Annotated in this window: 22 protein-coding genes; 11 read left to right on the top strand and 11 right to left on the bottom strand. The window is 67.6% G+C overall.

Annotated elements, in window-relative coordinates; translation table 11 throughout:
• Window positions 1-31: 31 nt before the first annotated feature.
• Entirely contained in the window at window positions 32-646 is a 615-nt protein-coding gene (locus tag G370_RS0112530) for a hypothetical protein (RefSeq protein ID WP_010484135.1), read from the bottom strand.
• A 309-nt stretch (window positions 647-955) separates the two neighbouring features.
• Here G370_RS0112530 and G370_RS0112535 point away from each other — a divergent pair, with 309 nt between their 5' ends.
• Window positions 956-1,885, top strand: a complete 930-nt coding sequence (locus tag G370_RS0112535) for an oxygenase MpaB family protein (protein WP_019660902.1) — start codon at window positions 956-958, stop codon at window positions 1,883-1,885.
• Window positions 1,886-1,993: 108 nt separating this feature from the next.
• On the opposite strand, the gene G370_RS0112540 is transcribed toward G370_RS0112535, so the two are convergent.
• The gene (locus G370_RS0112540) at window positions 1,994-4,105 is read right to left on the bottom strand and encodes a M13 family metallopeptidase (RefSeq protein ID WP_019660903.1); all 2,112 of its coding nucleotides are present in this window, start codon (window positions 4,103-4,105) and stop codon (window positions 1,994-1,996) included.
• Window positions 4,106-4,281: 176 nt separating this feature from the next.
• Here G370_RS0112540 and G370_RS0112545 point away from each other — a divergent pair, with 176 nt between their 5' ends.
• Window positions 4,282-7,344, top strand: coding sequence for a bifunctional diguanylate cyclase/phosphodiesterase (locus G370_RS0112545; protein ID WP_019660904.1), 3,063 nt, complete (start codon window positions 4,282-4,284; stop codon window positions 7,342-7,344).
• Between the two features lie 90 nt (window positions 7,345-7,434).
• Here G370_RS0112545 and G370_RS0112550 read toward each other — a convergent pair whose 3' ends face one another.
• The gene (locus tag G370_RS0112550) at window positions 7,435-8,316 is read right to left on the bottom strand and encodes a LysR family transcriptional regulator (RefSeq protein ID WP_019660905.1); all 882 of its coding nucleotides are present in this window, start codon (window positions 8,314-8,316) and stop codon (window positions 7,435-7,437) included.
• 96 nt (window positions 8,317-8,412) lie between these two features.
• Here G370_RS0112550 and G370_RS0112555 point away from each other — a divergent pair, with 96 nt between their 5' ends.
• The 3 genes from G370_RS0112555 to G370_RS0112565 all read left to right on the top strand — a co-directional run bounded on the left by G370_RS0112555 (window position 8,413) and on the right by G370_RS0112565 (window position 11,410).
• Window positions 8,413-8,823 (top strand): DoxX family protein, encoded by a 411-nt coding sequence (locus tag G370_RS0112555; RefSeq protein ID WP_019660906.1) that lies wholly within the window; start codon window positions 8,413-8,415, stop codon window positions 8,821-8,823.
• 31 nt (window positions 8,824-8,854) lie between these two features.
• Window positions 8,855-9,643 (top strand): dioxygenase family protein, encoded by a 789-nt coding sequence (locus G370_RS0112560; protein ID WP_019660907.1) that lies wholly within the window; start codon window positions 8,855-8,857, stop codon window positions 9,641-9,643.
• A gap of 117 nt (window positions 9,644-9,760) precedes the next feature.
• Window positions 9,761-11,410: a Na+/H+ antiporter gene (locus tag G370_RS0112565; protein WP_019660908.1), complete on the top strand. Its 1,650-nt coding sequence runs from the start codon at window positions 9,761-9,763 to the stop codon at window positions 11,408-11,410.
• A gap of 148 nt (window positions 11,411-11,558) precedes the next feature.
• Here G370_RS0112565 and G370_RS0112570 read toward each other — a convergent pair whose 3' ends face one another.
• Entirely contained in the window at window positions 11,559-11,807 is a 249-nt protein-coding gene (locus G370_RS0112570; RefSeq protein ID WP_026347120.1) for a DUF3297 family protein, read from the bottom strand.
• A gap of 90 nt (window positions 11,808-11,897) precedes the next feature.
• Here G370_RS0112570 and G370_RS0112575 point away from each other — a divergent pair, with 90 nt between their 5' ends.
• Window positions 11,898-12,440: a DUF6630 family protein gene (locus G370_RS0112575; protein ID WP_019660910.1), complete on the top strand. Its 543-nt coding sequence runs from the start codon at window positions 11,898-11,900 to the stop codon at window positions 12,438-12,440.
• Between the two features lie 94 nt (window positions 12,441-12,534).
• Here G370_RS0112575 and G370_RS0112580 read toward each other — a convergent pair whose 3' ends face one another.
• From G370_RS0112580 to msrB, 5 genes are all read right to left on the bottom strand, one after another.
• On the bottom strand, window positions 12,535-12,810 hold the full coding sequence (locus G370_RS0112580) for a DUF4031 domain-containing protein (protein WP_019660911.1): 276 nt from the start codon (window positions 12,808-12,810) through the stop codon (window positions 12,535-12,537).
• A 13-nt stretch (window positions 12,811-12,823) separates the two neighbouring features.
• Window positions 12,824-13,312, bottom strand: coding sequence for a hypothetical protein (locus G370_RS0112585; protein WP_019660912.1), 489 nt, complete (start codon window positions 13,310-13,312; stop codon window positions 12,824-12,826).
• A 108-nt stretch (window positions 13,313-13,420) separates the two neighbouring features.
• Window positions 13,421-14,359, bottom strand: a complete 939-nt coding sequence (gene motB / locus G370_RS0112590; RefSeq protein WP_019660913.1) for a flagellar motor protein MotB — start codon at window positions 14,357-14,359, stop codon at window positions 13,421-13,423.
• 3 nt (window positions 14,360-14,362) lie between these two features.
• Window positions 14,363-15,217: a flagellar motor stator protein MotA gene (gene motA / locus G370_RS0112595; protein WP_019660914.1), complete on the bottom strand. Its 855-nt coding sequence runs from the start codon at window positions 15,215-15,217 to the stop codon at window positions 14,363-14,365.
• A gap of 91 nt (window positions 15,218-15,308) precedes the next feature.
• Complete coding sequence (msrB, locus tag G370_RS0112600) at window positions 15,309-15,776, bottom strand: peptide-methionine (R)-S-oxide reductase MsrB (RefSeq protein WP_019660915.1); 468 nt, start codon at window positions 15,774-15,776, stop codon at window positions 15,309-15,311.
• Between the two features lie 139 nt (window positions 15,777-15,915).
• Here msrB and G370_RS0112605 point away from each other — a divergent pair, with 139 nt between their 5' ends.
• Both G370_RS0112605 and G370_RS0112610 read left to right on the top strand, forming a co-directional pair.
• Window positions 15,916-16,290, top strand: coding sequence for a hypothetical protein (locus tag G370_RS0112605; RefSeq protein WP_019660916.1), 375 nt, complete (start codon window positions 15,916-15,918; stop codon window positions 16,288-16,290).
• A 143-nt stretch (window positions 16,291-16,433) separates the two neighbouring features.
• Entirely contained in the window at window positions 16,434-16,613 is a 180-nt protein-coding gene (locus G370_RS0112610) for a hypothetical protein (RefSeq protein WP_019660917.1), read from the top strand.
• Between the two features lie 61 nt (window positions 16,614-16,674).
• Here the strand turns inward: G370_RS0112610 and G370_RS0112615 are convergent, their stop codons facing one another.
• Window positions 16,675-17,154: a winged helix-turn-helix transcriptional regulator gene (locus tag G370_RS0112615; protein WP_019660918.1), complete on the bottom strand. Its 480-nt coding sequence runs from the start codon at window positions 17,152-17,154 to the stop codon at window positions 16,675-16,677.
• 149 nt (window positions 17,155-17,303) lie between these two features.
• Between G370_RS0112615 and G370_RS0112620 the strand changes: the two genes are divergently transcribed.
• Both G370_RS0112620 and alr read left to right on the top strand, forming a co-directional pair.
• Window positions 17,304-18,608 carry a D-amino acid dehydrogenase gene (locus G370_RS0112620; protein ID WP_019660919.1) on the top strand — a complete coding sequence of 435 codons (1,305 nt, stop codon included), beginning with the start codon at window positions 17,304-17,306 and terminating at the stop codon, window positions 18,606-18,608.
• Entirely contained in the window at window positions 18,587-19,654 is a 1,068-nt protein-coding gene (gene alr, locus G370_RS0112625; RefSeq protein WP_019660920.1) for an alanine racemase, read from the top strand. The genes G370_RS0112620 and alr overlap by 22 nt, the downstream gene beginning before the upstream one ends.
• 88 nt (window positions 19,655-19,742) lie before the next feature.
• Here the strand turns inward: alr and G370_RS0112630 are convergent, their stop codons facing one another.
• Entirely contained in the window at window positions 19,743-20,306 is a 564-nt protein-coding gene (locus G370_RS0112630) for a DUF3016 domain-containing protein (RefSeq protein ID WP_019660921.1), read from the bottom strand.
• A 245-nt stretch (window positions 20,307-20,551) separates the two neighbouring features.
• Between G370_RS0112630 and G370_RS0112635 the strand changes: the two genes are divergently transcribed.
• On the top strand, window positions 20,552-22,540 hold the full coding sequence (locus G370_RS0112635; RefSeq protein WP_026347121.1) for a hybrid sensor histidine kinase/response regulator: 1,989 nt from the start codon (window positions 20,552-20,554) through the stop codon (window positions 22,538-22,540).
• The last annotated feature ends 42 nt before the right edge of the window (window positions 22,541-22,582 follow it).

A 22,582-nucleotide genomic window follows, 5' to 3' on the forward strand; every position in this document is an offset into this window, starting at 1 on the left:
GCAGTGTGGGTCCCCCCGCTTCCCTGAAGGGTCAGTAGGCAGGCTGCAGTGTCAGGTCGTGGTGGTGCTCGTTCTCGCCCACATGGTTCAGGCGGCCGACCAGTTCGGAGTGCTGCTTCATGCGCCCGATCTCGGTCATGATGCGGATGTCCTCGTGGCGCAGCTCGCGCTTGGCGGTGACCGCCTGCTTGTAGTCCAGCACTTCCGGGTAGTGCTCGGCCAGGTCCAGCGCCTCGGCCACGTGCTCCACGCTGTCGGCCTTGGAACTGATGCGGGCGCGGCTGTTGAACGCCTTCATCCAGCGCTCGAAGCCGGCCTGCTGATCGAACATGTTGGCCATGAACCAGATCACGAACAGGATCGACACCCACGAGCCGAACACGATTACCACGCGGGTGAAGGTGATATGGAAGTCGTCGCGCCACAGGTAGTTGGCGATCAGGCCCAGGATCAGCAGCGAGGCCGCCTGCCAGCCGACGATCGAGGCGATCAGCCACTGGCACTTGGCCTGGGCCAGCACAGCCACTTCATCGCGGATCTGCTGCTCGCTGAGGTTGCGCCAGTGCGCCACCTGTTTGTCGAACGGGCTGCTGTAGAGCTCGTTGTCGCGAAGCAGAATTCCCAAACCCTTGAACAAGGCAATCATGGCTGGCTCCTTGTGGAACGTGCGTCGATCAGCATTGGACGGTGTGGCGGATCCAGTTCTAGCACTTCCAGCGAGCCGTGCAATGGGGGCAATGCCAAGCGGCGCAAGGGTTTGACCGGTGGGAGTGAAAATTGATGCGATGCAGCATCGCAGTCGCGGCCTGCGACAGGATGTCGCAGGGTGAAACGTGCTGCGACCGCACATGAAACCGTCGCTGAGCGGGGAGGCTCGCCGCCGGAGGCGTGATCGCCGAGAATCGGAGCCAACCGCGCAAGACGCGACTGTTCTTCCGCCTCTCCTGGACCTGTGATGCCGGCTTTGCTGCAGCGACTCTCCCGCCCCGTCACGGCGCCGATCCGACGCTGGGTACTGGACGCCTTCCCGCGCGGCCAGAGTGGTATCGACTACGACCATCCGCAGGGCGATCCGGGCTGGTTCGGCCCGGACAGCGTCACCTGGCGGCTGCACGCCGAATTTCCCTCGATGCTCGCCGGTGGCCTGTGCGCGCTGATGCTGCAGACCCTGCACCCACGCGCGCTGGCCGGTGTCTATGACCACTCCAATTTCCGCCAGGACCTGGTGGGTCGGCTGCGCCGCACCACGGCCTTCGTTGCCGGCACCAGCTATGCGCCCAGCGGCGAGGTGGAGGCGCTGGTGGCCAGGGTGCGCCGCATCCATGCGCAGATCCGCGGCCAGACCGCGCAGGGCGAGCCCTACGCCGCCGACGATCCGCAGTTGCTGACGTGGGTGCACGTGACCGAAGCCTTCGGTTTCCTGCAGGGGTTCCGACGCTACGGGCGCGAGGTGCCGGCGCACATCGCCGATCGCTATTACGACGAGTACCGTTGCGTGGCCGAGGCACTGGGCGCGGTGGATGTGCCGCGCAGCGAAGCGGAAGTGGCGGCGTACTTCTGTGCACGTCAGCCGGAGCTGCGTGTGGATGAGCGCTCGCGCGAGGTGCTGGAGGTGCTGTCCGGCGTGCGCCTGCCGGTACCGGTGCCGGGGCTGTCGCGCGAGGTGTTCCTCGGTGCGGGCGCGGCGCTGCTGCCGGACTGGGCCGAAGGCATGCTTGCACGCAGTGGCCGTCAGCGCGCCCAGGCTGCGGCGTCTGCGAAGCTGATGCAGGGTATGGCGCCGCTGTTCCGCCGTGCGCTGCCCGACGGCCTCGCCAGCCGCGCCTGTGCACGCATGGGCGCGCCGGTGGAGATCCTGCGCGAGTGGCCCGTGGTTGCCTGGTAGGTGCCAACCTTGGTTGGCACGCTTTTCGCGGTGCCGCGGAAGCGCCAACCAAGGTTGGCAGCTACCCGCAAGTGAAACGGGCGCCTTGCGGCGCCCGTTCCGGTTACATCACCACACCTTGACCCGCTTGTCCGGCGCCAGGTACAGCTTCTGGCCTTCCTTCACCTCGAACGCCGGGTACCAGGCGTCGATGTTGCGCACGGTCAGTGCGCGGAACTGGCCCGGTGCATGCACATCGGTCAGCAGCGAGTTGCGCAGCGCCTGTTCGCGGCTCTTGCTGCGCCACGCCTGGGCGAAGCCGAGGAAGAAGCGCTGGTCCGGGGTGAAGCCCTCCAGGGTCTGGCCCGGCTTGCCCTGCAGCGACAGCTGGTAGGCGTCGTAGGCGGTACCCAGGCCGGCCACGTCGGCGATGTTCTCGCCCAGGGTCAGCTTGCCGTTCACATGCACGCCCGGGAACGGCTCGTAGCTGCTGAACTGCGCGGCCAGCGCATCGCCGGCGGCGTTGAACTGCTTCAGGTCCTCGGCGGTCCACCAGTTGTGCAGCTTGCCGGTTTCATCGAACAGTGCGCCCGCGTTGTCGAAACCGTGGCTGATCTCGTGGCCGATCACGGCGCCGATCGCACCATAGTTCACGGCGTCGTCGGCGGCGCCGTCGAAGAACGGCGGCTGCAGGATCGCGGCCGGGAACACCAGGCGGTTTTCCAGCGGCACATTCATCGCGTTGATGGTCTGCGGCAGCATCGCCCACTCGCCGTGGTCGACCGGCTTGCCCAGCTTGGCGATGTTGCGCTGGTACTCGAACAGCTCGGCGCGCTGTGCATTGCCCAGCGCGTCATCACGGCGGATCTCCAGGCCGGTGTAGTCGCGCCACTTTTCCGGATAGCCCATGCCCACGGTCAGGCCGGCCACCTTCGCCTTGGCGCTCGCCTTGGTCTGCGGCGACATCCACGCCAGCGCGTCGATGCGCTTGGCGAAGGCGGCAATGATGTTCTTGGCCATCTCGTCCGCGCGTTCCTTGGTCTTCGCGTCGAAGTGCTTTTCGACGTAACGCTTGCCGATCGCTTCGCCCACTGCGTGGTTGGCGTCGTCCACCGCGCGCTTCCAGCGATCGCTCTGCTGCGGGGTGCCGCTCAGCGCGGTGCCGTGGAAGGCGAAGCGGGCATCGGCGAATTTCTTCGGCAGGTAGGCGGCGGCACGGTCCAGCGCGTGGAAGGCCAGGTAGTCCTTCCACACCTCCAGTGGCTCGGTGGCGACCAGCCTGGACAGGCCGGCCACGGCCTTGGGCTGCCAGACGATGAAGTCCTGCTGCTTGCCCAGCGCGGCCGCGTCGAGGAAGGCGTTCCAGTCCATGCCGGGCGCCTTGGCATTGAAGTCGGCCTGGGTCCAGGGATTGGCACCCTTGGTCACATCATTGGTTTCTTCCTGGGTGGCATGTGCCTGCGCGATCTTCGTCTCCAGCGCGAGAATGCGTTGTGCCTTGCCGGCCGGATCGGCGACGCCGGCCAGCTGCAGCATCTGTGCGATGTAGGCCTGGTATTGCTTGCGCAGTTCGGCCATGCGGCCGCCGCCCAGGTAGAAATCGCGGTCGGGCATGCCCAGGCCGCCCTGCACCAGGTACGGCGCATTGCGGTCGGGCTGCAGCAGGTCCACCGACACCCACAGGCCGAACAGGCGGTCGGTGTAGAAGTTGGTCGCATTGAGCAGGTCGACGTCGGCGCGCACATCGCCGCCCAGGGCACGTGCCAGGCCGGCCTTGTCGGTGATGGCATCGATCGCCTTCAGCTGCGGTTCCACGGGTGCAACGCCGCGCTGCTCGATGCCGGCCTCGTCCATGTAAGCGGCGTAGTAATCGCCGATCAGCTTGTCGTCACCGCTGGCCTGGGTGTTGCCGGCGGCCCCTTCGAGAATGGCGCGGGTGTCGGCCAGGGTCTTCTCGGCAATGACGTTGAAGCTGCCGAAGCGCGACCGGTCGGCCGGAATCTCGGTGTTCTTGACCCAGGTGCCGTTGGCGAAGCCAAAGAAGTCATCGCCGGCGGCAATGCTACGGTCCATACCGCTGGCATCGAAGCCGAAGCTGCCCAGCATCGGCTTGGCCGCAGCGGGGGTGGCATCGGCCGGCGCGGTGGCCGTGGCGGCCGGCTCGGCCGGGCGGTCACAGGCGGCCAGGGACAGGCTGGCAACGATGGCCAGCGCCAGGGTGGGACGGCGCAGCTTGGACATGGACTTCTCTTGCGGCGGAAAACGCCAAGTCTAATCTGCGCCGGCCCGCCTGGCGGCCCTGTGCTGCGTCCTGTGCTGTGCAGGATCTGGCTGAACACGTGGAACCGACCTTCACGCCGTGAGCGACGTGGTGCATGCTGGACCCTGGAACCCTGCGCGGACACGGGGAGGTGGCCATGCGGGGGCGGGTCAGGCGTCAAGAATGGCGTCCACCGGCCGTTGAGGTCGGGGACGTGGAGGATTCGTTCGCGCATGAAGCCAGCCGACTGCACAAGGAACACCCGCCGATGCCCGCGCTGAAACGCGCGTTGGCCCGGCCGCTGCGCGCCATTACCTGGGGCGGAGTGCTGCTGGGCGTGCTGCTGGTCACCGGGCTGACCCTCATGCTGGTCAATGACTACCACCGCCGCCTGGAAGCGGCGCAGCGCCAGAGCCGCGCGCTGGCGGTGGGCAGCGAGCGCCTGCTGGCGCTGGAACTGCGCAACCTGGAGCGGGCCATGTCCGGCATCGCCGCCGACGCCGCCGAGCTGTTCCGCAGCGTGCCGGCGCAGGCGCCGGCCCTGCTGGATGCATCCATCGGCGGGGTGCTGGGCCGGCATGCCGAACTGCACAGCATCGCCGTGCTCGACCGCCATGGCCGACCGCTGACGGCCGGCGAGGGCGACCTGCAGCTGCCGCTGTGGACCGACCCGCAGCGTCGTGGCCAGGGCAGCGCGCTGTACATCGGCCCGCCGCAGCGGGCCAGCGATGGCGGTTGGGTGGTCCCGCTGGCGCTGCCGATGGCCGGCGAACGCTGGCTGCTGGCACGGCTGCGCTGCGGCGAACTGCAGCGCATCGTCGGTGGCCTCGACGTCGGCCCCAAGGGACTGGTCTCGATCAGCGATGCCGAAGGCTACATGCTGGCCCGCGTGCCTGACCCGCATGGCACGGTGGGCCACCGCTACGGCCTGCCACGCCGTGACCTGCTCGGCACGCAGGCAGTGGTCGAGCTGGGCAGCATGCCGGGCGTGGTGGATGGCGTACCGCGCATCCTCACCATCAGCACGCTCGAACGCAGTCCGCTGGCGGTGCAGGTGGGCCTGGCCGACGAAGACGTGCTGGCACCGTGGTGGCCCTACCTGCAGGCATCGGTGGCGATCGTACTGGCCTACATCGTGGTGCTGCTGGTGCTGCTGTATGCGGTGCGCCGAACCACCCGCAGCCAGCAGTCGATGGCCGAAGAGCTGAAGGCCGGCCACGCCGAGCTGCGCCTTGCGCACCAGGTCGGGCGTGTCTGCACCTGGTACGTGGACGAGGATGCCGCGCTGCTGCGCTGGTCACCCCTGGCGCGCGAGATCTTCGGCGTGCAGACCGATGCCCTGCCGGTGGCCGATTTCTTCGCACGCGTGCACCGCGACGACGGCGCACGCCTGCAGCAGGCCTTCGACCAGGCCTTCGCCGGCGGCGCGGTGCTCGACCAGGTATTCCGCCTGGTGCTGCCCGGAGGCGAGGTGCGCTGGGTCGGGGCACGTGGGCAGCGGGTGGAAGTGGCCGACAGCGAGCGGCGCATGATCGGTGCGCTGACCGACCTGAGCGAACGCTATCAGGCGCGCGAGCAGATGAGCGAAGTGGAACGCCGCTTCCGCCTGCTGTTTGACCGCAATCCGGCGCCGTTCTGGGTATTCGACCCGGACACGCTGCGCTTCATCGAGGTCAACGATGCCGCCGTGCGCCAGTACGGCTACAGCCGCGACGAGTTCCTGGCGATGAGCATCCTCGACATCCGCCCGCGCGAGGGCTGGGACGAGGTGCGTGGTGCCATCCAGCGCGCACAGGTGGGCGATCCTCCGGACGCGACCGTGCGCCTGCACCGGCGCAAGGACGGCAGCGTGTTCGAGGTGCGCGCACACCTGTCCAAACTCGATTTCGACGGACAGCCGGCCTGCCTGGTGCTGGCCGAGGATGTGAGCGAACGGCTGGCCTACGAGCGCGACCTGGCCTACCAGGCGCGGCACAACCCGGCCACGGGCCTGCTCAACGTGCGTGCGTTGACCGAACAGCTGGATGAGCAGGAACAGGGTTACACCATCGCCTTCGTGCAGCTGCGCGGCCTGCAGCTGGTGGCCGATACGCTTGGCCGCGAGATCGGCGATGCGGTACTGCAGTCGATGGCGACCCGGCTCGGGGGCCTGGGCGCGCGCTATGGCACGCTGGCGTTCCAGCCGGCCGAAGATTTCGTCTTGGCCATTGGTGCCGGGCACGATACCCAGCGCGTGCTGGACGACCTGCTGCAGATCGTGTCGGCGCCGATGCGCGGCAAGGACTCGCTGCACCAGTTCGAGCCGCGTATCGGCGTGGCCGTGCATGTCGCCGGTGACGGCCATGGCGCCGAACAGGTGATCGGCATGGCTGCGCAGGCCGCGCACGCGGCGCGTGCCGAGGGCAACGTGGTGGTCTGGTTCGATGCGGCGGTGACCACGCGGCTGGCCGATCGGTTGCGCCTGGCCGGGCGCATCCATGCCGCCATCGACAACGAGTTCCAGCTGTACTTCCAGCCGATCCGGCATGCCGGTGATGGCAGCCCGGCCGCGCTGGAGGCCCTGCTGCGCTGGCCGCAGGCCGATGGCAGCTTCATCCCGCCCAACGAGTTCATCCAGCTGTGCGAGGACACCGGGTTGATCCTGGCGCTGGGCCGCTGGGTGATCCGCGCCGCGGCGAAGGCGCAGCGCCGTCTGGTCGACGCCGGGTGGGGCGAGCTGCCGATCGCGGTCAACGTGTCTGCGGTGCAGTTCTTCAACAGCGACCTGGTGGCCGAGTTCACCCGCGCCCAGCAGGAATTCGGCCTGGCCCGCGGTGCGCTGCACGTGGAGCTGACCGAGAGCAGCCTGATGCGCAAGCCGGCGCAGGCGATGCAGACCATGCAGCGCCTGCATGAGCAGGGCATCAGCGTGTCGCTGGATGATTTCGGCACCGGCTATTCCAGCATGTCCTACCTGCAGCACCTGCCGCTGGACATCCTGAAGATCGACCGCAGCTTCGTGGCGGACGTGGAAACCAATCCACGCAACGCCTCGATCTGTCGCGCGCTGCTGTCGCTGGGCCACAGCATGGGCCTGACCATCATTGCCGAAGGCGTGGAAACACCGGGGCAGCTGGACTGGCTGGCCGCGCACGGCTGTGACCAGGTGCAGGGTTACCTGCTGGGGCGGCCGGCACCGCTGGAGCGGATCATCGACGCGTTGGATGAAGTCCCCGCCTGATCGGGTTCGTATTGGCCGGCCAGCGGCCGGCACTACCCGGCCGAAGCATGACGGTAGTGCCGGCCGCAGGCCGGCAAGCACCAGGTTCGGCTACACCCCGGCTTCGACCAGATGGTCGATGAAACTGCGCACCTTCGGTGCCAGGTGGCTGCGGCTGGTATAGACCGCGAAGATGCCGATCGGGGCGGCCTCCCATTCGGGCAGCACGCGCACCAGCCGGCCATCGGCCAACGCGTCTTCCAGCAGGAAATCCGGCTGCAGGATCACGCCCATGCCGGCAATCGCCGCTTCGCGCAGCACGTCGCCGTTGTTGGCGTGCAGCAGGCTGTTCACCGCGACCTTTACTTCGCCTGCGGGCCCCTGCAACGGCCAGTGGTCGCCAGCGGCCCAGTAGCTGTAGCCCAGGCACGCGTGCGCCTGCAGGTCCTGCGGGGTCTGCGGGGCGCCGCGTGCGGCCAGGTAGGCCGGCGCGGCGCACAGGCTCACCCGCGATTCGCCCAGGCGGCGGGCGATCAGGGTGGGGCCCGGCTCGCGGGTGATGCGGATGGCCACGTCGTAGCCTTCCTCGACCATGTCCACCAGGCGGTCGGACAGGGCCAGGTCCAGTTCCACCTGCGGGAAGCGTTCGCGGTAGCTGGCCAGCAACGGACCGAGGCGGGCAATGCCCCAGCTGACCGGCGCGTTGATGCGCAGCGTGCCGGAGGGCTCCAGCGCCTGCGCGCCGATGCTGGCCTCCAGCGCGTCGAACTCGGCCAGCAGGCGCACGCATTGGGCGTAGTAGGCGGCGCCGGTGCTGGTGGGGCTGACCCGCCGCGTGGTGCGATGGAGCAGGCGGGTGGACAAGCGCTTTTCCAGCGCGGCGACCTGGCGGGTAACGCCGGCGGTGGACATGTCCAGGGCCTGGGCGGCGGCGCTGAAGCCGTTGCGCTCGACCACCGCCACGAACACGCGCATCGCCTCGAGGGTGTCCATTGTTGCGCCTTCTGAAATAAATACGGTCAATCGATCGTATTTATCGGCCCGTGAAGGCGCAATAACCTGAGCCCACTCCCTTCAAGGTGCTTTCCGATGCACGCCACGACCGCTCCTGATTCGCCGCTGGCCCCGTATGGCGCCGCCCTGCTGCGCCTGGCCCTGGGCGTGCTGTTCCTGGTCCATGCGCTGACCAAGCTGCTGGTATTCACCCCGGCCGGCACGGCAGCGTTCTTCGAGTCGCTGGGCCTGCCCGGCGTGCTCGGCTACCTCACCATCGGCGTCGAGCTGGTGATCACTGTCGCGCTGCTGCTGGGCATCTATGCGCGCTGGGTGGGCCTGGTCGGCGTGCCGCTGCTGCTGGGCACCATCGTCACCGTGCACGGCGCCAACGGCTTCGGTTTCGCCAATGCCGGCGGCGGCTGGGAATACCCGGCGTTCTGGGCGCTGGCGCTGGTGGTGCTGTTCCTGGTCGGCGATGGCAAGTGGACCCTGCGTTCGCGCTGATCGCCGCCTGATCCTGCAACTGGAGAATTCCATGTCCCGCCTGCCTTCGCTGTACATCTCCCATGGTTCGCCGATGACTGCCCTGCATCCGGGCCAGGTTGGTGTGCGCCTGGCCGAGCTGGCGCGCGACCTGCCCACGCCGCGCGCCATCGTGATGGCCTCGGCGCACTGGCTGGGCCGGCAGCCGCTGGTCGGGGCGCATCCGCAGCCGCCAACCATCCACGATTTCGGCGGCTTCCCGCGCGCGCTGTTCGAACTGCAGTACCCGGCGCCGGGTGACCCGGCACTGGCCGAAGAAGTGGCCGGCCGCATCGCCGCCGCAGGACTGCCAGTGGCCATCGACCCGCAGCGTGGCCTCGACCACGGCGCGTGGGTACCGCTGCGGCTGTTGCGCCCGCAGGCCGACATCCCGGTGGTGCCGGTGTCGATCCAGCCGCTGCTCGGCCCCGAGCATCAGTTCGCGCTGGGCCGCGCGCTGGCACCACTGCGCGAACAAGGCGTGCTGCTGGTCGGCTCGGGCAGCATCACCCACAACCTGCACGACTGGGGCGACTACCAGGACGGCAAGGAAGCGCCATACGTGCGGCCCTTCATCGAGTGGGTGGAGCAGCGCCTGGCCGCCGATGATCGCCAGGCCCTGTTCGACTACCGCCGGCAGGCGCCGTTCGCCGAACGCGCGCACCCGACCGACGAGCACCTGCTGCCGCTGTTCTTCGCGATGGGCGCAGCCGGCGAGGACAGCTTCGGTGCGCGGCGCATCGATGCCGGCATCGACGCCGGCTTCCTCGCCATGGACCTGTACCGCTTCGACGGGGCATGAGCCGGGGCTGACGCGCGACCGCCCCGGCCGTCGCGCTCATGGCCGCATGTGGTAGTTTTTTCCGGGTTTCCGGCGCTGGCCTTCGAGCCTCCCCGCGCGCCGCTTCCTGGAAGAAGCATGCATACCATTGAAGTCGTCCTGGCGATGCTGGTGGCCGTTGTCGCCAGCGGCTACCTGGTTCGCGTCCTGCCGTTCTCGTTGCCGCTGCCGCTGGTGCAGATCGGCCTGGGCGCGGTCATCGCCGGGGTGTTCAACCGCGGCCACGCGCTGGAGCCGGAAGTGTTCTTCCTGCTGTTCCTGCCGCCGCTGCTGTTCCTTGATGGCTGGCGCATCCCCAAGCAGGGCCTGTTCCGCGACAAGGGCGCGATCCTCGAACTGGCGTTCGGCCTGGTGGTGTTCACCGTCATCGGCGCAGGCTTCCTGATCCACTGGCTGATTCCGGTGATGCCGCTGGCGGTGTGCTTCGCGCTGGCGGCGATCGTGTCGCCGACCGATCCTGTGGCAGTGGGGGCGATCGCCTCCAAGGCGCCGATTCCCAAGCGCCTGATGCACATCCTGGAAGGCGAGTCGCTGCTCAACGATGCATCGGGCCTGGTCTGCTTCCGCTTCGCGGTGGCTGCGGTGATGACCGGCACGTTCTCGCTGGCCACGGCCTCGCTGACCTTCGTGTGGGTGGCCGTGGCCGGCCTTGCGGTGGGCGTGGCGGTCACCCTTGGTGTGTCGACCTTCCAGCGCTGGCTGTGGCGCCGCTTCGGCGAGGAGCCGGGCGCGGCGATGCTGGTCAACCTGCTCATTCCGTTCGCGGCCTACCTGCTGGCCGAAGAGATCCACGCCTCCGGCATCCTCGCCGCGGTCGCCGCCGGTATCGCGATGAGCTACGTCGAGCTGACCGGCCGCGTCTCCGGCAGCATGCGCGTGCAGCGTGCCGGGGTCTGGAACATGCTGCAGTTCAGCTTCAACGGCATCATGTTCGTGCTGCTGGGCGAGCAGCTGCCCGGTATTGTCGAACGTGCCACCACCACCATGAACGAGACCGGCCACCAGAGCGCGTGGTGGCTGCTGGTGTACGTAGTGGTGATCAACCTGGCGCTGGTCGTGCTGCGCCTGCTGTGGGTGTGGCTGTCGCTGCGCTGGAACCTGCTGCGCGCGCGTCGCCGCGGACTGGAGCGGGGCGAAGCGCCGAACTGGCGCATCGTGGTGGCGACCTCGGTGGCCGGCGTGCGTGGTGCGATCACCCTGGCCGGCGTGTTGACCCTGCCGCTGTTCCTGCCTGATGGCAGTGCGTTCCCGGCACGTGACCTGGTGATCTTCCTGGCCGCCTCGGTGATCCTGTTCTCGCTGCTCGGCGCCAGCATCGCGCTGCCGCAGCTGCTGAAGGGCCTGCAGCTGCCGGCCGATTCGGGTGAACGCAAGGAAGAGGACCTGGCGCGCCGGCTGTCGTCGAAGGCGGCGCTGGCCGGGGTCGAGCGCATGCGCCAGCAGCTGGTGATGAACCAGAACACCGAGAACGTGCAGCTGTACAACGATGCCGCCTCGCGGGTGAGCCTGCTGTACCAGCGGCACCTGGAGAAGGACAACGACGGGCCCGACGTAGACCCGGAGAAGGTGCGGCGCATGGAGCTGGGCTACCGCCAGCTGCGCAGCGCCGGCCTCAACGCCGAGCGCGAGGAACTGTTCCGGCTGACCCGGCGCGGGGTGATCTCCGATGAGATCTCGCGGCGCCTGATCCGCAACCTGGACCTGCTGGAATCGCGCAAGCGCGAATGATGCCTGGGACCGGGCGTTGCTGACGCTGACGCGGATTCCGCCCTGGCATGTAGAGCCGAGCCCATGCTCGGCTACGCTTGCTTCAGGCGTCATGAACCCGGAACGAAAAGCAGCCGAGCACAGGCTCGGCTCTACATGCCGGTGCCGGTTATTCCGGTTTCTGGTCCAGGAAATACACCTCGACCTTGCCCTTGACCTTGATCGTCATCGGGTTGCCGCGGCGGTCACGGGCCTTGCCGGCCTGCACGCGGATCCAGCCTTCGCTGACCGAGTATTCCTCGACGTTGTCGCGCTCGATGTCGTTGAAACGCACGCCAACGCCGCGCTCCAGCGCCTGCGCATCATGGAAGGGGCTGGCCGGGTTGATCGCCAGGTGGTCGGGAGGGGTATCGCTCATCGCTTCATTCACAGTGACGGCCACCAAGGCCGGCTTCAGCGGCACAGGATAAACCGTAGAATGCCGACCTGCCCCAGAGGACGTTCCGCCATGCCCGACAACAGCGACTATTTCGACTTCGAGGAAGACATCCACGACTTCGACGAGGAGGGCTTCGAGGCGCGGGTCTGGAACCTGCTGGTGCTGATCAACCCGGGTGACGAAGAGTTGGCCCTGCAGCAGTTCAACCGCTGGCGCGAGCACCTGGCCGAGGACGGTCAGCCGCTGGAAGCGGACAGCGACTGGCTGCCGGCGCTGTTCACCGCCATCGCCTGGCAGTCCGGTTTCGATGTGGAGCGTGAGGACCTGGAGTCGCTGCAGTCGGCGGTGAACGAGCTTTCGGCGCGCTTCAACCTGCAGCTGGACTGGGGTGGCGACCTGGACGACGAGGACTTTGCCGAAGGCCTGGACGGCGTGCAGCTGATGGCCACCGCCTTCGACCGCCTGCGCGAGCACAACTACACGCTGTGGAGCGTGGATGCCGGCAGTGATGGCTTTACCGGGGTGATGGCGCTGACCCGCGACGATGACGCGATGCTTGCGCTGTGCTCGCTGCTGAACGTGGAAATCCGGCTGGGCAGCGACCCGTTCTGATCGGGCCTGTAGAGCCGAGCCCACGCTTGGCTGCATTTCGCGTAGAGCAGCCGAGCATCGGCTCGGCACTACAGGAGGCACACGGCAGCCGAGCCTACGGCCGGTACTGCGCCCGGGCGTTGGCAATCACCGCCTTGACCAGCTCGCGGTCGGTGTGCCGTGAGATCGCCCGGGCGCCGAGCGCGATGGCCTGTGCGCGCAGCCCGGCAGTGACATCGTAGTGGGCGCCGCTGGCCTTGTTCTGGAAGGCGCGCGGTGGGATGCCGAGCTGCGCGGCCATTGCGTGCAGCTCGGCCAGGGTGTCGGCCATCAGGTGCGCCCAGCGCTGTCCGCGCCAGGGATGCACCGCGTCATCGACGTAGACCGTCACCGCCGCGGCCGGTTCAGGCCTGCGGCTTGCTGTCGCTGTCAGCGGCCGGGGCGGCCTCGGCAGCGGCTTCTTCGGCCGCGTCGCCCTCGACGGCTTCGCCTTCTTCGCCTTCAGCAGCGTCGACGCCTTCGAACTCGGACACCAGCTTGTCCAGGTATTCGTCGGCGGTCTGCTCGGATTCGGCCGCCAGGGTGTCCAGCAGCTTCTGCAGCAGTTCGGAGTACTCCAGGTTGACCTTGCGGCCTTCCTTCTCCTGCACGTTGGCCAGGTGCTTGAGCATGGCCAGCATCGGCACCGGGTTCTCGGCGTTGCCCATGGTCTGGCCGCCGATGGCCAGCAGCCACTCACGGCCCTGCAGGCCGATTGCCGCCACCACCTGGCCGTCTTCGTTGGTCAGCACGGCATGGTTCTGCACCTGCTGCTGCGCGTTCAGGCGGAGGAACGGGCGCTTGCCCTGCTGCTTCTTGCGCTTGTCGCGCTTGGCCTTGGAGTTCTGGGACATGGGGGTGAAATCACCTGGAAACGGAAAGACCGCCATTGTAGCGGGTGCGGCGTGGTGCGCTCGCCCGGCATGGCCCTGTGGATTCGGACCAAGGCGCGCACCCACAGCTTATTCCGCTTGCCCCTGCGCGGCCTGCACGTCCGGGTCGGCGGTGGGCGCCGACAGCCCCACCTGGGGGCCGGCACCCGCCAGCGCTGCCTCCTCGGCGGCCTTGGTCATCACCACGATGCTGATGCGGCGGTTGATCGGGTTCTGCGGGTCGGCTTTATCGAACAGCACCGATGAAGACAGGCCGACCACGCGGGTGATCTTGCTGTCCTCCAGGCCGCCGTCCACCAGTGCACGGCGTGCAGCGTTGGCGCGGTCGGCGCTCAGTTCCCAGTTGCCGTAGCCGCGTGCGGCCGAATAGGCGGTGATGTCGGTGTGGCCGGTCAGGCTGATCCGGTTCGGCACGTGGTTCAGGTAGTTGGCCAGCTCGTGCAGGATCTGTTGCGTGTACGGCTTCAGCGTAGCGCTGCCGAGGTCGAACATCGGCCGGTTCTGCTTGTCCACGATCTGGATGCGCAGGCCTTCCGGAGTCAGGTCCAGCAGCAGCTGGTCCTTGAAGGGTTCCAGTGCCTGGCTCCGGCTGATCGCTTCCTGCAGCTCCTTCATCAGTGCTTCCAGCTGCTGCTTGTCGCGCTGCTGTTGGTCCACCGGTTGCGGCACTGCTTCCTTCTGGTTCTGGAAGGGATCGTTGCTGCTGCCCCGCGAGATGTCGGTGGCGCCGCCCAGCTTGATCATCGATGTGCTGGCGCCGCCCGGGCCGGCCATGCCGGGTGCCGGCGTGGCACTCTGCCCGCTCAGCGGGCTCGGGTTGCGGAAGTACTCGGAAATGGCCGCACGGTCGTTCTTGTTGGTGGTGGCCATCAGCCACAGCACCAGGAAGAAGGCCATCATCGCGGTCACGAAGTCGGCATAGGCCACCTTCCACGACCCTCCGTGGTGAGCGGCGTGGCCGGCCTTCCTGACCCGGCGGACGATGACGGTGGGCTTGTTCTCGGCCATGGCTTACTTGACCGTCTTCAGGTGCTGCTCGAAATCGGAGAAGGCCGGGCGCACGTTCGACGGCAGCGTCTTGCGGGCAAATTCCAGCGCGATCTTCGGGTTGTAGCCGCGCAGGCAGGCCAGCAGGGCGGTCTTGACCGATTCGTAGATACGGCTGTCCTGCTCGGCGCGCGCTTCCATGGCGGCGGCCATCGGGCCGACGAAGCCATAGCCCAGCAGGATGCCGAGGAAGGTGCCGACCAGCGCACCGGCCACGTGGCCACCGACCTCGACGATGTCGCCGCCGATCGAACCCATGGTGATGACGATGCCCAGCACCGCAGCCACGATGCCGAAACCGGGCAGTCCGTCGGCGACCTTGGTCAGCACCTGCGACGGCGCCATGGCTTCAGCGTGGTGCTTTTCCAGCTCCAGTTCCAGCAGCGGTTCCAGCTCGTGCGGCTCGATGTTGCTGCCGATCATCAGGCGCAGGCAGTCGGTGATGAAGTCGATCAGGTGGTGGTCGGCCTGCACCTTGGGGTAATTGCTGAACAAGGCGCTCTCGGCCGGGCGTTCGACATGGTCTTCCAGTGCCATGAAGCCTTCGCGGCGCGCCTTGTTGAGCAGTTCATAGAGCAGGCTGAGGACATCGATGTAATCCTGCTGCTTGTAGCGCGGGCCCTTGAACACGCCGACCATGGCCTGCAGGGTCTGCTTGACCGTCTTGGCCGGGGTACCGACCAGGAACGCGCCGAGCGCGGCGCCGCCGATGATGACCAGCTCGTAGGGCTGCCAGAGGGCACCCAGGCGGCCGTGGGCACCGAGGTAGCCCCCGATCACGCTGATGATGACGACCAGGAATCCAACGATGATGAGCATGGGGCGACGCAGGGAGAGGGGATATCTCCTTGTCGGCCCGTCGCCCGGGTTTCTGAAGAGGGAATTCTGTGAAATCGGTCAGCGGGGTGTTTCAGCCGGCCACGCCGCTTTCCGCGCCGCCACGCTGCAACGGATCGGGCCAGGGCTCGCCATTGCCGACGAAGGAAAGTGAGACGGAGTTCAGGCAGTGGCGCTCGTAGGTGGGCGGCGGACCGTCGGGGAACACGTGGCCCAGATGGCTGCCGCAGCGCGCGCAGGTGATCTCGGTGCGGACCATGCCGTGGCTGGTGTCGCGGATCTCGCGCACGTGCGCCGGGTCGAACGGGGCGAAGAAGCTGGGCCAGCCGGTGCCGGAATCGAACTTGGTGCTGGAGCGGAACAGCGGCAGCGCGCACAGCCGGCAGCAGTAGACGCCCTCGCGCTTGTTGTCGAGGAACACGCCGCAGAACGGCGCTTCGGTGCCGTGCTGCAACAGCACGCGGCGTTCCTCGCTGCTGAGGCCGGCGACCAGCGCCTCGGTCTGGGTGGCAGTGGGGGGCGTCAGATCGAAGGCGGTCATGGCGGCGCTCCGTGGGTCGATGGCCTGGGGATGCCGGAAAACGTGGGGGTGCCGGCGCGCGCTTGCAAGTGTGATGGCCGTTCATGGGTGGCACACGGGTGCGGGAGCAAGGTGGGTGTCATAGACGCCGGAGCGTGCCATGAAGCCGACCCTTCCCCTGCTGTTGATCGCCCTGTTGCCGGCACTGGCGCTGGCCCAGGTGCCCACCCCCGACCCCACGGCCACCCGCAGCGGGACCACCGTGGCGCCGCAGCCGGTGGCGCCACCGCCACAGGCGGCCCGGCCGCAGCCGCAGTTGCTGCCTACGCCGCAACCGGCGCAACCAATCAAGTCCACCGGTCCGGCCCAGGTCGCGCCGCCGTCAGCACCGAGGCCGGCCGACAAGGTCTATGACCGCAATAGCCGCATCGTACCCGGCGTGCGACCGGCCGGCCCGAACCGCGTGTTCGACTCGCGCACCGGCCGCTACTACGACAGCGTGCCGGCCGGCGATGGCCAGCAGATCAAGCGCTGAACCCTGGTGCCACCAAGGTTGGCTGCTGGCTGGCGCTGAGCGGGCTGAACGCGCGAAAACAGCGTCCAGCCGATCACTGCTTTTTCGCCTGCGATTAACCGTTCCGGGGCCACCGTGGCCCTGCGCCGGCATCCCGCCGCCGCATGTCCTTCGTCCACTGGATCGCGACCATGAAAAACCAGCAGAACCGTCATCCCGGCAAGGAACCGCAGGGCCGCAACCCGCAGCAGCAACAGCAGCAGCAACAGCAGATGGAGCCGCAGCAGCACAAGGGCGGCAGGCAGCAGGAACAGCGCCCGCAGAAGCATCCGCAGCAGCGCTGACTGTCGCCATGATCGGGGTCAGACCCCGCTGTACGGGATCTGGCCCCACCCTGCAGCAGCCTCAGTCCGGAATCGGCAGGCTCAGTGTTTCCTTCACTTCTTCCATCACGATGTAGCTCTTCGACTCACGTACATGCGGCAGTGTCAGCAGCGTGCTGCCGAGCAGCTTGCGGTAGGAGGCCATCTCGCTGATCCGCGCCTTCAGCAGGTAATCGAAGTCGCCCGATACAAGATGGCATTCCAGTACGTTGGGCAGCTTCAGCGCGGCGCGCCGGAACTCCTCGAAGATGTCGCCGGATTTGTACGCCAGGCTGATCTCCACGAACACCAGCAGGCTCGCTTTAACTGCGGCCGGGTCGAGGTGGGCGTGGTAGCCGGTGATCACCCCTTCGCGCTCCAGCCGGCGCACGCGCTCTGTGCACGGGGTGGTCGACAGGCCCACCCGCTCGCCCAGTTCGGTGAAGGAGATGCGGCCCTCGGCCTGCAGGATGCGCAGGATCTTGCGGTCGATCTTGTCCAGTTCGCGGATCCGGGTGGCCATGACCGTCAACCTTCGGGAGTGAATTGAAGTGGAACATCCTGCCGGTTGATTTCAAAACAGGCAAATCAACTGGAAATGGCTGTCTATACTTCCCCAATTATGGTCCCTGTGCGCTCCAGTGCAGGGAATGATCGGGTTGGAGAAGTCCCATGCGAGTCCTAGTTCTCGGCAGCGGCGTGATCGGTACCACCAGTGCCTGGTACCTGCGACAGGCCGGGTTTGAAGTCACGGTCATCGACCGCCAACCCGGCCCGGCGCTGGAAACCAGCTTCGCCAATGCCGGCCAGCTGTCGTTCGGCTACACCTCGCCGTGGGCGGCCCCGGGCGTGCCGAAGAAGGCCATCGGCTGGCTGTTCGAGAAGCACGCGCCGCTGGCGATCCGCCCGGGCATGGACCTGGCCCAGTACCGCTGGCTGTGGCAGATGCTGCGCAACTGCACCCACGAGCGTTATGCGATCAACAAGGCGCGCATGGTGCGCATGTCCGAGTACAGCCGCGACTGCCTGAACGAGCTGCGCGCGCAGATCGGCATCGAATTCGAAGGCCGCGACCTTGGCACCACCCAGCTGTTCCGCACCCAGCAGCAGCTGGATGCTTCGGCGCAGGACATCGAGATCCTGGCCCAGTACGGCGTGCCGTACGAGGTGCTGGACCGCGCCGGCATCATCCAGGCCGAACCGGCCCTGGCCCATGTCGATGGCCTGGTCGGCGCGCTGCGCCTGCCGCGTGACCAGACCGGCGACTGCCAGTTGTTCACCCGCCGGCTGTCGCAGTTGTGCATGGATGCCGGCGTTGAATTCCGTTTCGACCAGGACATCACCGGCCTGGAGTTCGATGGCGACCGCATCACCGGCGTGCGCATCGACGGCAAGCTGGAAACCGCCGACCGCTTCGTGGTCGCGCTTGGCAGCCACTCGCCAGCGCTGGTCGCACCGCTGGGGATGCGCCTGCCGGTGTACCCGCTGAAGGGCTATTCGCTGACCCTGCCGATCACCGACCCGGCGATGGCACCGACCTCGACCATCCTCGATGAGAGCTACAAGGTGGCGGTGACCCGCTTCGACGACCGCATCCGTGTCGGTGGCATGGCCGAAGTGGCCGGCTTCGACCTGTCGCTGTCGCAGCGCCGCCGCGAGACCCTGGAACTTGTGGTCAGGGATCTCTATCCGAAGGGCGGCGACCTGTCGCGCGCGCAGTTCTGGACCGGCCTGCGCCCGGCTACGCCGGACGGTACGCCGGTGATCGGCGCCACGCCGTTCCGCAACCTGTACCTCAACACCGGACACGGCACGCTGGGCTGGACCATGGCCTGCGGCTCGGGCCGCTACCTGGCCGACCTGATGAGCGCGCGACAGCCGCAGATCAGCACCGAAGGGCTGGATATTTTCCGCTACGGCCAGTACGGTCACGCGCCGCAACACGAGAACCGCACATGCGTCCTGCCCGCGCGCTGATCGATCTGGGCGCCCTGCGCAGCAACTACCGCCTCGCCCGTGAACTGGGCGGTGGCAAGGCGCTGGCGATCATCAAGGCCGATGCCTATGGGCATGGCGCGGTGCGCTGTGCGCAGGCGCTGGAAGGCGAGGCCGATGGCTTCGGCGTGGCCACCATCGAAGAGGCATTGGAGCTGCGCCAGGCCGGCATCCGTGCGCCGATCCTGCTGCTGGAAGGCATCTTCGAGCCGAGCGACATGACGCTGGTGGCCGAGCATGACTTCTGGTTCGCCGTCGGTTCACCGTGGCAAGTGGAGGCACTGGCGGCGTTCGACAGCCCGCGCCCGTTGACGGTGTGGCTGAAGCTGGACAGCGGCATGCACCGCCTCGGCCTGGACGTGGACAGCTTCCGCGCGGCGCACGCGCGCCTGTCGGCGCTGCCGCACGTCGAACGCGTCGTGCTGATGACCCACCTGGCGCGTGCCGACGAGCTGGACAGCGAACGCACCCACGAACAGGCGGCGACCTTCGCCCGCGCCATTGATGGACTGGCAGGCGAGACCAGCGTGTGCAACTCGCCTGCGCTGCTGGGCTGGCCGGATGTGCGCAGTGATTGGGTGCGCCCGGGCCTGATGCTGTACGGCGCCAACCCGCTGCCGGACAACACCGTGTTGACCGAGCGGCTGCGCCCGGTGATGACGATGCAGTCGAAGGTGATTGCCGAGCGCTGGATCGAAGCCGGTGAACCGGTGGGGTATGGCGCGCGTTTCGTGGCCAAGGCGCGCACCCGCGTGGGTGTGGTTGCACTCGGCTATGCCGACGGTTATCCGCAGTTCGCTCCAAACGGCACTCCGGTGCTGATCGACGGCCAGCCCGGTGCGCTGATCGGGCGCGTGTCGATGGACATGCTGACGGTGGACCTGACCGCGCATGCGCAGGCCGGCATCGGCAGCGTGGTGGAACTGTGGGGTTCTGCGCCGACCCTGTCGGAGCTGGCGCCGCGCTGTGGCGTGAGCGCCTACCAGCTGCCGTGCGCGGTCAAGCGCGTGGCGAAGGTGTACGTGTAGCGCCGAGCCCGCGCTCGGCACCGGTAGCGGCCGACCTCGATCGGCGCCGTGAATGCGTGTCGACCAAGGTCGACACCTGCCGGGGGACCTAACGCGCGGCGGTCGCCTGACTGGCCAGCTGGCGCTTCACCCAGTCATCGATCAGGCGCTTCTCGTAGCGCAGTGGATCGCTGTCGCTCTTCAGTCCCACGTTGTGCAGGTAGCCGGTATCGCTGAGACGCGCATCGCCCTCGCTGACAATACGGCCGCTGGCATCCTTCAGCGTGTACTGCAGGGTGATCCGTGGCGGGTAGATGTCGCGCATGATCCGGATGTCGCGGCCACGCGGACCGTGCCAAGGCTCGTAGTCACCGGCACGCTTGATGTCGACGAGGGTCACATCGAGGGTCTGTCCAGGCTGCAGCGGCTTGGCTGCGGTGGTCTGCAGGTAGCGGGCCAGCTGCTGCACCCAGTCACCGCGTTCGGCCTCGAAGCGGTTGCTGCTCTGGCGTATTTCGGTGAACTTGGCCGGATCTTCCCATTTCACGCTGACCGGTCCATCGGCCTGCAACGCACGCGGCGCGTCTGCGTCGGTCACGGTGCGTGGCGCAGCATTGGCGCCACCGGCCGCCAGGGCGCCTGCCAGCAGGGCAATCGCGAGTGAGCGTTTCATGACGGTCTCCTGCGTCCCCGCGCTGGGGGGGGGTGTTGATCACGGATCGAGTGTGAGCCTGCTGCCGGACGACCGCAATGGCCGATTGCGTCGTGGGCAAGAGCGGTTGCCGCCAATTCATCGACGTCAACCATGACTGACGGCGCTTGACGCTGTGAATACGCCCTTTGGAAGATGCTGTGCTCCCAACCTGGCCTGCAAAGACCCCCTTGTCCACACTGCCGCCCCTCGTGGAGCGCCCACCGATGCTGGTGCCGGCGCCAGAACCCGACCTGCATCGTGGCGTGCTTGAGCGCATCAACGCCGGCTTCTGCGTGATCCAGGTGCTGTTCGAGGGTGATCGTGCGGTCGACTATTGTTTCATCGAAGTCAACGACGCGTTCGAGCGCCACACTGGGCTGAAGGACGCGCGTGGCAAGTGCATGACTGCGCTGGAACCCAACCACGAGCAGGACTGGTTCCGTATCTATGGCGAAGTCGCACGCAGCGGCCGCCCCGCTCAGTTCGAGATGGAAGCCCGTGCGCTGGGCCGCTCGTTCGCGGTCGACGCGGTGCGGGTGGGGCGGCCGGGAGAAGACAAGGTCGGCATCCTGTTCTTCGACATCACCGCGCGCAAGCAGATGGAAGTGGAGCTGGGCGAAAGCGAAGCCCGTTTCAGCGCGCTGGCAGACGGCCTGCCGATGCCGGTGTGGGTGCTCGATGAGCGCGGCCATGCGCGTTTCGTCAACAGTGCCTTCAGCGAGTTCTTCGGTGGTGATGAAACGCGTGTGCCGGAAGATGTCTGGCGCGGTCTCGTGCATCCGGATGACGCGTCCGTGTTCGAATACGAACTGCAGGAAGCGCTGAAGGCGCAGCGTTCGATGCACGCGCTGGTGCGTGCGCGGCGCGCGGATGGCCAGTGGCGCTGGCTGGAGATGAACGCCCGCCCGCGTTTTTCGCGGATGGGCCGCTTCATCGGCCTGGCCGGCAGCAGTCCGGATGTCACCGAACGACGCGAAATTGAACTGGCCCGCGAGGAGCTGCTGCAGTCCGAGCGTGCCGCGCGCAGCGCTGCGGAGAACATGGCGCGGCTGAAGGACGAGTTCCTGGCCACGCTGTCGCATGAACTGCGTACGCCGCTGACCACCATCCTGGGCTGGAGCGAACTGCTGCTGCAGCGCGTGGACAACACCAGTCCGCTGTACAAGGGCCTGAACGTGATCGCCAACAGCGCCGGTGCGCAGAAGCGGCTGATCTCGGACATGCTCGACCTGAGCAGCATGCTGCTGGGCAAGGTGCAGCTGGAGGTGGAGATACTGGACCTGCGCGACCTGCTGAGCGAAGCCATCGGCGCGCAGGAGCTGGTCGCCGAAGGCAAGGCGCTGGATGTGAGCCTGCTGCTGCCGGAACAGCCGTGCCTGGTGCTGGGCGACGCCACCCGCCTGCAGCAGGTGTTGTGGAACCTGCTGTCGAATGCGATCAAGTTCACCCCGGCCGAAGGCCGCGTCGACCTGCAGCTGCAGGCCGATGGCAACCACTGGGTGATCACCGTGCGCGACACCGGCGACGGCATCGCGCCCGAATTCCTCAACCATCTGTTCAGCCGCTTCCGGCAGGCTGATGGCACCACCACGCGCCGTCATGGCGGTCTCGGCCTGGGCCTGGCGATCGTGCAACAGCTGGTCGAACTGCATGGCGGCACGGTCACTGCCGCCAGCGAAGGGCATGGCCACGGCGCCACCTTCACCGTGCGCCTGCCCCAGCACCTGCCGGATGCAGAGCGCCGACCGCTGCGCGAAGTGATCAGTGGGCCGATCCTGGAGCCGGTGGTCGTCGAACCCTATCCGCTGCGCGGCATGCACGTGCTGGCGGTGGAGGATCAGCCGGAAGTGCTGGAATACCTGCGCCGCATGCTGGAAGAGCAGGGCGCCACCGTATCGGCGGCCAGCTCGGCCGGCGAAGCGCTGGCACTGCTGGCCGACACCGGCCACCTGCAGTACCACGTGCTGCTGACCGACATCGGCATGCCGGGCATGGATGGCTATGGGCTGGTGCGCACCTTGCGCGAGGACATGGGCGTGGACGCGGCGACCTTGCCTGCGGTGGCGGTGACTGCACTGGCGCGTGCCGACGACCGCCGCCGCGCGCTGGCCTCGGGCTTCCAGGAGCACGTCGCCAAGCCGTACTCGGTGGCGCAGCTGGTGGCTGCCGTGCGCAAGGTGCAGGTGGCGCGCGCGGACAGCGCGCTGCACTGAGCATTCACGGCCGATCGGCGACCCTGCAGTCAGGAGGTCGCC

The sequence above is a fragment of the Stenotrophomonas hibiscicola ATCC 19867 genome, assembly GCF_000382065.1.
GTDB lineage: Bacteria > Pseudomonadota > Gammaproteobacteria > Xanthomonadales > Xanthomonadaceae > Stenotrophomonas > Stenotrophomonas hibiscicola.